Origin of the sequence: Streptomyces sp. 2323.1, from assembly GCF_900221035.1 — a bacterium.
GTDB lineage: Bacteria > Actinomycetota > Actinomycetes > Streptomycetales > Streptomycetaceae > Streptomyces > Streptomyces sioyaensis.
The window spans coordinates 208,028-220,041 of sequence record NZ_LT907981.1 but is presented as its reverse complement, the minus strand read 5'-3'; the positions used below and the strand labels follow the sequence as shown (position 1 = coordinate 220,041).

Here is a 12,014-nt window from a genome sequence, read left to right as displayed (position 1 = left end):
GTGCGGGCCCTACGGCTCTTCGGGCTCTGCGGGCCCTACGGACCCTTCCGACTCTGCGGGCACGGCCACTCGCCGCGGTGCGTGGCCGTGCCGGCGGGGGAGGCCCGGACAGTAAGGGGAGGCCCGGACGGGCCCTCAGCTTCCGCGTTTGACGCGTCCGCGGACGGCAAGTGCGGCAAGTCCCAGCAGCACCGGTTCGGTGAGCCGGGAGACCATCTCGGTATACGTGCCCCAGAGGGTGAGATCCTGCCCCGAGGACCGGAACAGGACGGAGTTCAGAACGACCCGCAGGGACTTCTCGAACCGCTCCCCGGTGAACCGCTCGCCCACGGGAAGGGTGAGTTGAGGTTCGGCCTTGTCCATGACCATCCGTAGGGAACCGCCGCCCTGCACCCGTCTGACCTGCTGCTGCGGCTCGGTGTCGGGGAGCCCGAGTCCCATCATCAAAACCACCGTGCCGGCCACCGCACAGGCGAGCCACCCCAGTGCGCGGGACGCACGCAGCCCGTAGCCGGCCAGGAGCCAGTACGCCTGGAGGAGCCATCGCTCGGCGCGCCGCCAGGTGTGGCTGTGGCGGCGCATCTCCATTTCGCCGTAGTAGAAGTCGGCGGCCCCGGGCTGGTCCAGGGCGTCTTCGCGGGCCTTGCGGAGCTGCCGGTAGGTGGAGGTCAGGGTGGCCAGTCCCGGGACCGTATCGGGGTTGTCGGGGGCTGCTCCCCAGCCCCGGCGGGCCGTTGCGCCCCGGCCCGGCAGCGCACGCCACTGCCGTTCCTCTTCGAGGACCAGCCGTCGTGTCCAGGAGCGTGGCACGCCTCGGTGCCACCGGACGCCCCGCGGAGATGCGCCGAGCTGCCAGTTTCCTTCGAACCCGAGCTGGTCGAGGTGGTGGGTACCGGCGAAATGGCAGCCGCGGAGGTCGACATCGGCGACGGTGAGCATCGCCGCGTCCACGCCGCGCAGGGAGACGATCGACGCCGTGTGATCCGCGCCGTCCGCGCGCGCCGCCGCCGGCTGCCGCAGCTCGGTGACCAGGTCCGTGGAGATCCGGCAGGGGTGCAGGAGCACGGCACCGGTCAGATCAATCGCGGCGTAACGGACACTGAGGGTCACGGGTCCCTCGCACCGCGCCGCTCGCGCATCGACCCGGGACGCCGCCAACGCCAACCGCAAGGGGCTCCTGAATTCCGCCTCGGCCAACGACAGTGCCCCGTCACACGTCAGAGGACCCACCCAGTCCGCCCCGAACACGCCACGGAGAAATACGGCATCCTCGGCGAACCGCGCCCGCTCCAGCCACAGTCTGCCCTCGATCCGTACCCCGCCGAACCACGCCGTCCCGCCGAACCAGGTATCGGCGAAGCCCGCGTCGTCGCTGATGTGGGCCCCGCCGAAATCGGCAGGTCCGGCAAAGCGCGCCCCCTTGAACCACGCGCCGTGCCGGAAGCGAACGCTGCCGAAGTCCGCCGCGCCCTCGAACCTGGTCCCTTGAAAAGAGGCCGGGCCCCGGAACTCCGCACCGGCGAAGGACGCACTCTCCGCGAATCGCGCCTGCTCGAAGAGCCCGGAACCGAACACCGGAAACACGTCCTCACCGGTGAGGCCGGCGAGCACCGCCGCCAGCAGGCCGTCGTCGAAGGTGACTCCCCGGCAGTCCACGTCTGCCCCGGCAGCCAGCTGCGCGAGATACACCGCACGGGCATCCGCCGCCAAGTGCGCCAGGCACCTGGCCCGCCCGCCGGCTCGGACGCCCCGGCACCCCACCGGGTCGGCGTCCGTTGCGCCGGCGCCACAGTGGTCCCATTCCGGTGAAGTCGTCTCCATGGCTTGATCTCAACAGGCACCGCGCGCTGTGCGCAGCCACTTTCCGCGTCCTGCGCGCGCTCAAGAAGGTCCGTGCTCCCGCTACATGACGCGACCCGCCGGCTGCCCGTTGCTGGCCGCCCGTCTCCCGCCGCTCTCGGTCGAGGACCGTATCGAGTCCTGGCATCGAACCCGAGTGGATGCCACGGCACCTTGAGTGGTGAGACTCTGGGAGCGACGCGACGAAGGGGAGAGCCGTGGCCAAGGTCAACATCAGTCTCGATGCCGAGCTGGTAGTGGAGGTGATGGTCCTGGCCGGAGTGGGATCGCCCCAGGACGCCGTCGAACTGGTCGTACGCGACTACATTGCCCGCGGCCACCGCACGGAGGCGCGTACCGAACTCAAGGACCAGGGGCTGCGCGAGGCCGCCGTCAAACCGCCGGAGCCGCAGGGCTGACCCCTCGGCGGTCGAGACGTCGGTCAGCTGAGGTAGTGCGCGCGTCCCTCGTCGTCGAGCTCGAAAGAGCCCTCGGGGATGATGCAGAACTCATTGCCCTCGGGGTCGGCCATCACCAGGAACCCCCGTCGGCGTACTGCTCCAGCCTGCGCCCGCCGAGCGCCTCGACCCTCTGCTGCTCGGCGGCCGGGTCGGGTGAAGTGATGTCGAAGTGCATACGATTCTTGCCCGACTTGGGTTCGGCGGTCTGCTGGAAGCCCAAGCCCAGGTCGTTCTCACGCCGCAGCCATACGTACGGTCCCGTGCGCCCCACGACCGGCCTGCCGAGCAGCTCGGACCAGAACGCGGCAAGCCGCTCGGGGTCGGTGGCATCGACGATGAGGGCATTGATCCGCATAGGTGCGTCCGCCATGCCTTGATCCTCTCAGGTCGGGCAAGGCCGCGCACGGCGCCGCCACCTGCGCCGTGCGCGGCGGAAGAGCCAACCGGTCGGTGGCTGCCGTGGCGGGACGGCATTCTGCCTGGTGTCGGCCGTGCGCTTCAGCGCGACGGCAGGTGTGTTTCAACTAGAGTGGGGCCTGGAGGTGATCCTGTGCCCAACGAGCAGGACAAGCTGTTCGCATCGGTCGACGCGCTGCTGGAGCACGTGGCGGACCAGGACGCGCTGCCGGATCCGGCGGAACGCCGGCGGCTGCGTGAGGCGGGCGGCCTGAGCCAGGATCAGGTGGCGCGTGCCCTGTCGGTACGGCGGGAGACGGTGACGAGCTGGGAGGTGGGCAGGACCGAGCCGCGGCCGCCCAAACGAGCCGCATATGCCCGGCTCTTGGAAGGCCTTGCCGCCCGATACCCCGACGTCGCCACCACGGCCGACTGCCCCGCGCCGACGGTGCCGGAGGCCTCCGCGCCGACCGCACCGCAGCCCGTCGCCCCCGAACCCGCCATCCCGGCCCCGGCTGCTCCAGAACAGGCATCGGCACAGGCACCAGCACTGGCCCCGGCTGCCGCCGACGCTGCGCCCCGCCAGGCCGTCCACACCGAGCCGCCGCCCCCGTCACAGCGACCGGCCGCGAGGAACGCCCCGCCGAAAAACGGCCTCCCGAAGAAGACCCCGCCGAAATACGCCCCGCCGAAAAACACCCCACCCAAAAAGCCGGCCGAGGCTCCGACCGACACCGACCCACGCTTCGCCCACGGACCGCTGGGCGTGCTGGACGAAGACGGTTCGCTGTATTGCGTCGGCGGGCTGGTGCTCGACTGCCCGGCCAAGACCCTCCCGGCGCTGGTCGAATGGACGCTGTCCGAGGCGAAGCTCGGTGCGCCGCGCCTGCACCGGTCCGGCAAGGACGCCGACCCGCTGATCGTGCTGACCGCTGCGGCCGCCGGACGCCTCGGTCTGCCGGCCGAACTGGAGGACCGTCGCGGTCTGCGCCTGCCCGAGGACCACCAGGTGCTCAAGCAGCTGGCGCGTGCCGAGTGGAAGCTGACCCGGCGCGGCTTCGGTCCCTGGGCACGCATCTACCGGCCCACGGAGGGCGGCAGACGCCAGTGCGTGCAGCTGGCCGTCCTGCCGTGGGGCGCGCTCGATGAGCGTTCCTGGGGTGCCACGGGGCAGCTGCCGCCGGCCGACGTCGCCGCGGTCCTCGGCTCCTACGCCCAGCGCGTCATCACACCGCTCGGCTCGACCGCCGTATGCGGCCTGGAACTGATGACCGCGCTGCGCCCGCCCACCCGCGCCGTCAAGAACGCGTCCGGATCCTGGGAGTCCGGTCCGATGCCGGGCTCGCTCACCGAAGCGGTGGATCCGGCGCCGCCCGAGGCCCCGATGGAACACCCCGTCGTTGCCGCCCGCTACCCGCGCTTCCACGAACGCACCCCCGACCAGGTCGTCGACGAGGAAGCGTACGACTGGTTCCGCCCCCTCACCGACGAGGAGTGCACCGCGGGCTACACCCACGCGGTCGGCCTCGATGTGAACATGGCGTTCGCCGCGGCCGCCAACCGTCTCCTCGTCGGCCTTGGCCCCGCCACCCATGAGAAGCGCCCCGACTTCGACCCGAAGCTGCCCGGTTCGTGGCTCGTGGACCTGTCCCACCTCGACCTCGATCCTCGCCTCCCGTCCCCGTTCACCCCGAAGGGCATCCGCCCGACCGGACCGGCCTGGTACTCGACCTCAACCGTCGCCTACGCCGTGGAACTCGGTGCCCGGGTGCAGCCGGCAGAGGCGTATGTCCGCCCAGAGAGCGGCGCCTACCTCGACCCCTGGTACACCAGACTGCGCGACGCCTACCTGGCCACCATGGCCGACCTCGGCGTCACCACCGGCATGACCGACGAGGATTTCCTGGCCGCCATGGCCCGCCACAAGAACGTCGACCCGGGCCGGGCCGCGGTGCTTTCCGCCATCAAATCCAGCGTCAAGGGCGGCATCGGCAAGCTCCGCGAACGCCCGCAGAGTGCGAAGCACAAGCACGGTGAGCGCTGGCCGGCCCTGGAACGCCCGACGTGGAGCCCGCACATCCGGGCGGAGCTGATCGGCAAGGCCCGCACCAACATGCATCGCAAGATGACCAGGCTCGCCGCCGCCGGCCTGTTCCCCGTGGCGGTGCTGTCCGACTGCGCCGTGTACCTCTCCCGGGGCCCCTCGCCGCTCGACTTCCTTCCGTACACCCCCGAAGGCAAGCCGGTGCCGGGCGGGTTCCGGCTCGGGGTGTCCCCTGGCATGGTCAAGCACGAGGGCACCCAGGATTTCCTGTGGCTGGCTTCGATGATCGAGGACGAGCAGATCAATCCCGCCCGGCACATCAAGGGCACCGACGCCGCCGCCGACGGAGAGTAGACCAGCGCGATGGGCATCATCCAGGACAGCCTCGACAAGGCCGCGGAGCACACCACCACCCGCCCCATCCCCAAGTCCGGACCGGCGCAGATGCGGTTCCTGGTCAAGACGGAGAAGGGCTCCACCAAGGCCGTTGCCGAGCTGCTCGGCATCTCGCAGCGTACGGTCGAGCGCTACGTCAAGGCGCAGATCAAGCGGCCCCGCAAGGACCTCGCCGCACGTATAGAGCGGGAGGTCCGCAAGCGATGGCAGCCGCGGGTCCGCGAGCGGGCGAAGAGGCGGGCGGCGACCACCGACGGCATCGTCATCGAGACCCGGGCCCGCTTCGGCTTCACCGCCGCCCCCGGCTCGACCGACGACGGCCGGATCCGCCTCATCACCCAGGCCCTGCCGCCCGCCTACGCAGCCCGGCTGTTCGACGCACAGGCCGCCGGCGCCGCCGAGCAGGAGCTCCAGAACATCGCCGCCGAGGGCCTGCAGGAGATCTACTTCAAGGACCGCGGCCGCCGCGCCGACGGCCTCCTGGTCGAGTTCACCGACATCGATTACGTAGAACTCGACTACTGATCCTTGTGATCCCTGCATGTGCGAGGGCCGTGACACTGAGCCAAAGCACGATAGTTGTCCCCAAGGCAGGCGTGCTGTCACCAGGGCCACCGGGGGGCGAATGCTGAGCAGAGTTTTGGACCACGGTGCAGTCTCAGCTGTCCACCCCAGCTTCCCACTTGCGCCGGCGCAGCATGTGGTCGCTGAAGAGGTGTCGGCTCTGGTCGAGCAGTTCACCCACCTCTGCGTCGCCGCGCCGCCCGTCCGGCGACGGATGCCAGCGCTGCACTGATTGCGCGGCCCAGGTGCGCAGCTTCATATCCGGGTCCTGGAACAGACCGACCGCCGCCCGTAGTGCCGCGGTGCCGCCGCGCGCGTCGAGCAGCCGGAAGGCGCCGACGCGGACGTGCCGCGGCCGATCGGAGCTGGTGCGCTCCAATAGCCAGTCGGCGGGCAGTTCCTTGGCCGAGGGCAGCAGAGCGGCGGCGGTCTCGCGGACGACACCGGCGGCAGGGTCGTCGAGGAGCGGCCGCAACCGCTTCGCATCCGCGCAGTCCAGCGCCCTCAGCCCTGCCACCGCTCGCGCCCGCACCCCGGCCGCCGGGTGCACGAGCAGCGGCTGCAGCAGCCCGGCGTCCGCGCGGTTCCCGCACTCGGCCAGCCCGATAACCGCGCCGGGCGGCAACTCAGGGTCGCCCGGTGTCGTGCACCGCTCCCGGTACCAGACCGCCGGGTCACCACCCTGCTGTCGTACGACATACCGGGCACAAGCACGCACGAGCGCGGAACGGTCGCTGAGAAACGGCTCCGCCTGCTCTGACCGCCCCGCCCGTCTCAATGCGGTGACGCCGGCCGAACGGGTACGCGGGTTTCGTGCGGACAGCAGTGGAGGCAGCACACCTTCGTAGGCATCCTCATCCCCCAGAGCCGTGAGCGCCGCTGTGGCACACAGGTCCTGGACCACTGTGTCCTGGTCCCCGCCGGCCGCGCGGGCCAGCTCAGAGGGATGGAGCAGTTGGCCCTCGATCGCCAGCCGGTACGCGAACCGCCGGACGACGCGGTCGGGGTCAGCGAAGAGAACAGCGAGCTGCCCGTGGGATGCCTGGCGCAGGATCTGGCCGAGCACGTCGACGCCGAAGGCCCCTCTGTCGCGGCGGCCGACGCGGAGGATGAGCGGCGCGAGGTCGAGGGCAGAGTCCACGTTCAGGGCCTCGCGCAGCAACTGCCGGGCGAGCTCGCGCACTGGGCCGACCCAATCGGCGCAGCGGATCACGACCAACGGCAGCAGACCGGGGCATCGGACCGACTGACGCACCGCCTCCTGACGGATCCGCCCGTCGCGGTGGCAGAGGGCGAGTGCAAGCCGAGACTCGCCGAGCTGAGTCAGGTCGGCGGGCAGTGGGGCGGAATGCTCCCGCCCCGGCAGGAACTGCGGGCGGTTCCAGGCCACCTCACGCACTCCTGCGTCCAGCGCGAGCCAGTCAGCGGGGTCGGCGACATCAAGCGTGCTGTGAAGCGGCGTACCTCCCGCGAGCCGCGTCGCTGCCGCTGTCCCGTCCTCGATGTCCTCAAGCATTCCCGCCCCTCCAGCAGTCGTACCAGGTGATCGTAGGGGCGGGGTTCGCGTAGGGCGCGCGAAATATGGCCCGTGATCGCCAAGGGCCGCTGTTCGGCACCCTGCCCACCAGAAGCCGAACGCGGTGACATCGCCCCTGCTTCGCTTGCCGCTGGTGACAGGTAGCGCGCCGCATCGGTGACAACCACCATGCTTTGTCCTACTGAAGCCGCAGGCCGGCGGATGCCGACGGTGACAACTATCGTGCTTCGGCACAGACACCGTCACTGTGGCTGAGCGCTGTACTTAGCCGGGGAGCGCTTGAGGTGGCGAGGCTGAGCACGCTTGCTGGCGGCTTGTTGGCGAGCGTTTCTCCCGAGAGCTCTCCCAGAGCTCCGGGCGGGCCCCGGGGGACGGCCGACAGGATCGGCGGCGCAACTACGGGACGACGTGCCGGAAGCTGGTACAGCCTTGCGACGGGGGTGTGCAGGAGGTGGACAATCCCGTCATGACGAGCTCTGCACCGGACTCCCGCAACGATGGCGGCTATCTTCTCGACAATGCACAACCCGAGGCGGGCACCCGCTTCGATGCGCTCAGCGAGCTCTTCGACCCCACCACCTTCCGGCACATCGAGGGCCTGGGGATCGCCTCGGGGTGGCAGTGCTGGGAGGTGGGGGCGGGCGGCCCCTCGGTGGTGACATGGCTGGCCGACCGGGTCGGGCCGACCGGTCGGGTGCTGGCGACCGACATCGACACTTCCTGGGCCTCCCGGGCAGCGGGAGGGGGCATCGAGGTGCTGCGCCACGACGTGGGCCGGGACGAGCCGCCAGGGAGCGGCTTCGACTTCGTCCACGCCCGGTTGGTGCTGGTGCATGTGGCCGACAGGGAACGTGCCCTACGCGCGATGGTCGGCGCATTGCGGCCGGGCGGGTGGCTGCTGGTGGAGGACGCCGATCCGGCATCGCAGCCGCTGATCCGCCTGGACGAGTACGGGCCCGAGCAGGCATTGGCCAACAGGCTGCGAGCCGGATTCCGCTCGCTGCTGGCGGCTCGCGGTGCCGACCTTGCCTACGGACGCAAACTCCCCCGACTACTGCGGGAGGCGGGGCTGGCCGACGTCACCGCGGACGCCTACTTCCCGATCACCTCTGCGGCCTGCGACGTCCTGGAGGCCGCGACGATCCGACACGTGCGCGACGGACTGGTCGAGGCAGGCCTCGCGACGGACGAGGAGATCAATCGGCATCTCGCGAACGTCACTTCGGGCCGCCTCGACCTCGCCACCTCCCCGATGATCTCCGCGTGGGGTCGCCGCCCATGAGGCCCGCCGGCTCGGCCCGTCGCCAGAAAACTCCCCCCACAGTGTCCGCAAGGGCCTCGGTCACGCGCCGACGTAGGCCGCGAGATGCTCGCCGGTGAGGGTGGAGCGGGCGGCGACGAGGTCGGCGGGTGTGCCCTCGAAGACGATCCGGCCGCCGTCGTGGCCGGCGCCGGGGCCGAGGTCGATGATCCAGTCGGCGTGCGCCATGACCGCCTGGTGGTGCTCGACGACGATGACCGACTTGCCGGAGTCGACGAGCCGGTCCAGCATGCCGAGCAACTGCTCGACGTCGGCGAGATGCAGACCGGCGGTCGGCTCGTCGAGGATGTAGACGCCGCCCTTCTCGGCCATGTGGGTCGCCAGCTTGAGCCGCTGCCGCTCGCCGCCGGACAGCGTGGTGAGCGGCTGCCCGAGGGTGAGGTAGCCGAGCCCGACGTCGGCGAGCCGGCCGAGTATGCGGTGTGCGGCCGGCGTGGACGCCTCGCCGGCGCCGAAGAACTCCTCGGCCTCGGCCACCGACATCGCGAGCACCTCGCTGATGTCGCGGCCGCCGAGGCGGTGGTCGAGGACCGAGGCCTGGAACCGCTTCCCGTCGCACTCCTCGCAGGTGGTGGCGACGCCGGCCATCATCGCCAGGTCGGTGTAGAGGACGCCGGCGCCGTTGCAGGTGGGGCAGGCCCCCTCGGAGTTGGCGCTGAACAGCGCCGGCTTCACGCCGTTGGCCTTCGCGAACGCCTTGCGGATCGGGTCGAGCAGTCCGGTGTACGTCGCCGGGTTGCTCCGTCGCGAGCCGCGGATCGCGGTCTGGTCGATCGACACCACACCGGCGCCGGCGGCCCCCGACTGCTGACCCAGCGACCCGTGCACGAGCGAGCTCTTGCCGGAGCCGGCGACGCCGGTGACGACGGCCAGCACCCCGAGCGGGATGTCGACGTCGACGCCGCGCAGGTTGTGCGTCGTCGCCCCGCGGATCTCCAGCGAGCCGGTGGGCGTGCGCACCGTCCCCTTGAGGGCGGCCCGGTCGTCGAGATGGCGTCCGGTGACGGTGCCGCCGGTCCGCAGCCCCTCCACGGTGCCCTCGAAGCAGACCGTGCCGCCCGCCGTACCGGCGCCGGGGCCGAGGTCGACGACATGGTCGGCGATCGCTATCACCTCGGGCTTGTGCTCCACGACGAGCACCGTGTTGCCCTTGTCCCGCAGCCGCAGCAGCAGGTCGTTCATCCGCTGGATGTCATGCGGGTGCAGGCCGATGGTGGGCTCGTCGAAGACGTAGGTGACGTCGGTGAGCGAGGATCCGAGGTGGCGGATCATCTTGACGCGCTGCGCCTCGCCGCCGGACAGCGTGCCCGACGGCCGGTCGAGCGAGAGGTAGCCAAGCCCGATCTCCACGAACGACTCAAGGGTGTGCCGCAACTTGGCGAGCAGCGGCGCCACCGACGGCTCGTCGAGGCCGCGGACCCATTCGGCCAGATCGCTGATCTGCATCGCGCAGGCGTCGGCGATGCTGATCCGCTTGATCTTCGACGACCGGGCCGCCTCGCTGAGCCGGGTGCCGTCGCATTCGGGGCAGCTGGTGAAGGTGACCGCCCGCTCCACGAACGCCCGGATGTGCGGCTGCATCGCCTCCTTGTCCTTGGACAGCATCGATTTCTGGATCTTGGGGATCAGCCCTTCGTAGGTGAGGTTGACGCCCTCGACCTTCACCTTGGTCGGCTCCCGGTAGAGGAAGTCCTGCATCTCCTTCTTGGTGTACTTGCGGATCGGCTTGTTCGGGTCGAGGAGGCCCGACTCGGCGTAGACCCGCACGGTCCAGAAGCTGTCGGACTTCCAGCCGGGGATGGTGAACGCGCCCTCGGCGAGCGACTTGGAGTCGTCGTAGAGCTGGGTGAGGTCGATGTCGGAGACCGAGCCCCGGCCTTCGCAACGGGTACACATGCCGCCGGTACGGGTGAAGGTCACGGGCTTGGCCTTGGCGGCACCGCGTTCGACCGTGATCGCGCCGCTCGCCCGGACCGAGGCGACGTTGAAGGCGAACGCGTTGGGCGAGCCGATGTGCGGCTGCCCGAGCCGGCTGAAGAGGATGCGCAGCATCGCATTCGCGTCGGTGGCGGTGCCGACCGTGGAGCGCGGGTCGGCACCCATCCGCTGCTGGTCGACGATGATCGCGGTCGTCAACCCTTCGAGCACGTCGACCTCCGGCCGCGCCAGCGTCGGCATGAAGCCCTGCACGAAGGCGCTGTAGGTCTCGTTGATCATCCGCTGCGACTCCGCGGCGATCGTACTGAACACCAGAGAGCTCTTGCCCGAGCCGGAGACACCGGTGAACACCGTCAGTCGGCGCTTAGGAATCTCGACGCTGACGTCCTTGAGGTTGTTCTCGCGCGCGCCGTGCACGCGGATCAGACCGTGGCTGTCGGCAACGTGCAGCGCAGGCGACTGCGTATCCGTCCTCGCGGCTATGCTCATCGTGTCTCCCTCTGTCGGGCGGCCGCCTTGGCGGCATCCCGTCGGCGTCGCCTGGCTCGATTGGGCCAGCTTAAGCAGTACGTCCGGTTCTCCTTCGCCTCGGCCCGTGGAGCCTTGCGGCCCGTGGAGCCTTGCGGCCCCGGCCCCGCGGCGCGCCGGCCAAGCCTTCAGACCCATCAGCGGCCGTCGCGCACCAGCTCTCGGCCGGCCAGCTCGTTCACCTCGCGACAGGCCTGGATGCGGCGCGGGGAGATGCGGAACCAGCGGTACGGCGTGGCCGGCGCACGCGGGTGTCGCGACGACGCTGCGAGCGGGGCGGAGGGCCGGCACTCATCCGCGGCCGGAACTGACCGGGGGGCCGGCGCTCATTGGTCCTGAAGCAGCCCGAGGACGTTGCCATCGGGGTCGGTGACGGTGGCCACCAGGCGGCCGCCACCGACGTCGCGCGCGGGCTCCTTGAGGGTGGCACCCGCGGCGGTCAGCTCGGCCAGCTTCGCCTCGATGTCCGGCACGTGCCAGTAGGCAACTGGTGAGGTCATGCCCTGCGGCCCACCGCCCGGCACCAGCCCGATGTGCTGGCCCGCGACATCGAAGCCGACGTAGTAGGGCTCGTCGGCCTGCGGCGGTACGCCGAGCAGGGCGGTGTACACCTCCTTGGCCGCCGCCAGGTCGGAAACGGGATGCAGCACGGTCTTGATTCCCTGGGTGGAAGAGCCGGTCATGGTCACTCCTGAAGTCGTGGGTCTGGGCGGGGTGGTCTGGCTCGAAGACGAACGGGGAAGAGCGGGGAATTCGGACTCGACCGCCCGATCGCCCCAGATGGCAGGTCGGCCGCCGTCTTAACCGGGCCGGGCCCGCAAGAGAAGGAGAACCACCGGAACCACCTCCGAGCGGTCGTGAGAGAAGGCCACGGATGCATCCGGGGCGTCGTGCGGGAGGAAACTCGCGTGCGGGGTGATGTCCATGGCGGTCACGCTAGCGCCCTGAGCCGGAGTTTCGTCGTTGCCTGTGGATAAGTCGTTTCAAGGC

8 protein-coding genes and 1 pseudogene are annotated in these 12,014 nt (G+C 70.4%); 4 read left to right on the top strand and 5 right to left on the bottom strand.

All coding sequences use genetic code 11. The annotated features are described in order from the left end of the window. Positions 1–135 precede the first annotated feature (135 nt). Positions 136–1,821, bottom strand: a complete 1,686-nt coding sequence (locus CPH93_RS00940; RefSeq protein ID WP_096211617.1) for a pentapeptide repeat-containing protein — start codon at positions 1,819–1,821, stop codon at positions 136–138. Positions 1,822–2,057: 236 nt separating this feature from the next. Between CPH93_RS00940 and CPH93_RS00935 the strand changes: the two genes are divergently transcribed. Then, complete coding sequence (locus CPH93_RS00935; RefSeq protein ID WP_093488170.1) at positions 2,058–2,258, top strand: type II toxin-antitoxin system VapB family antitoxin; 201 nt, start codon at positions 2,058–2,060, stop codon at positions 2,256–2,258. A gap of 137 nt (positions 2,259–2,395) precedes the next feature. Here CPH93_RS00935 and CPH93_RS00930 read toward each other — a convergent pair. After that, positions 2,396–2,655, bottom strand: a pseudogene (locus tag CPH93_RS00930) (VOC family protein); the annotation flags it as partial. Positions 2,656–2,850: 195 nt separating this feature from the next. Here CPH93_RS00930 and tap point away from each other — a divergent pair. Together tap and tpg are read left to right on the top strand one after the other, a co-directional pair. Next, positions 2,851–5,094 (top strand): telomere-associated protein Tap, encoded by a 2,244-nt coding sequence (gene tap / locus CPH93_RS00925; protein ID WP_096211616.1) that lies wholly within the window; start codon positions 2,851–2,853, stop codon positions 5,092–5,094. A gap of 9 nt (positions 5,095–5,103) precedes the next feature. After that, positions 5,104–5,661: a telomere-protecting terminal protein Tpg gene (gene tpg, locus CPH93_RS00920; RefSeq protein WP_093488176.1), complete on the top strand. Its 558-nt coding sequence runs from the start codon at positions 5,104–5,106 to the stop codon at positions 5,659–5,661. A 133-nt stretch (positions 5,662–5,794) separates the two neighbouring features. On the opposite strand, the gene CPH93_RS00915 is transcribed toward tpg, so the two are convergent. Next, positions 5,795–7,216, bottom strand: a complete 1,422-nt coding sequence (locus tag CPH93_RS00915) for a hypothetical protein (protein ID WP_231977126.1) — start codon at positions 7,214–7,216, stop codon at positions 5,795–5,797. 487 nt (positions 7,217–7,703) lie between these two features. Between CPH93_RS00915 and CPH93_RS00910 the strand changes: the two genes are divergently transcribed. Next, positions 7,704–8,519 (top strand): methyltransferase domain-containing protein, encoded by an 816-nt coding sequence (locus tag CPH93_RS00910; RefSeq protein ID WP_096215233.1) that lies wholly within the window; start codon positions 7,704–7,706, stop codon positions 8,517–8,519. A 60-nt stretch (positions 8,520–8,579) separates the two neighbouring features. Here CPH93_RS00910 and CPH93_RS00905 read toward each other — a convergent pair whose 3' ends face one another. After that, complete coding sequence (locus tag CPH93_RS00905; RefSeq protein ID WP_096211615.1) at positions 8,580–10,985, bottom strand: ATP-binding cassette domain-containing protein; 2,406 nt, start codon at positions 10,983–10,985, stop codon at positions 8,580–8,582. A gap of 365 nt (positions 10,986–11,350) precedes the next feature. Next, complete coding sequence (locus tag CPH93_RS00895) at positions 11,351–11,707, bottom strand: VOC family protein (protein ID WP_093488180.1); 357 nt, start codon at positions 11,705–11,707, stop codon at positions 11,351–11,353. Positions 11,708–12,014 lie beyond the last annotated feature (307 nt).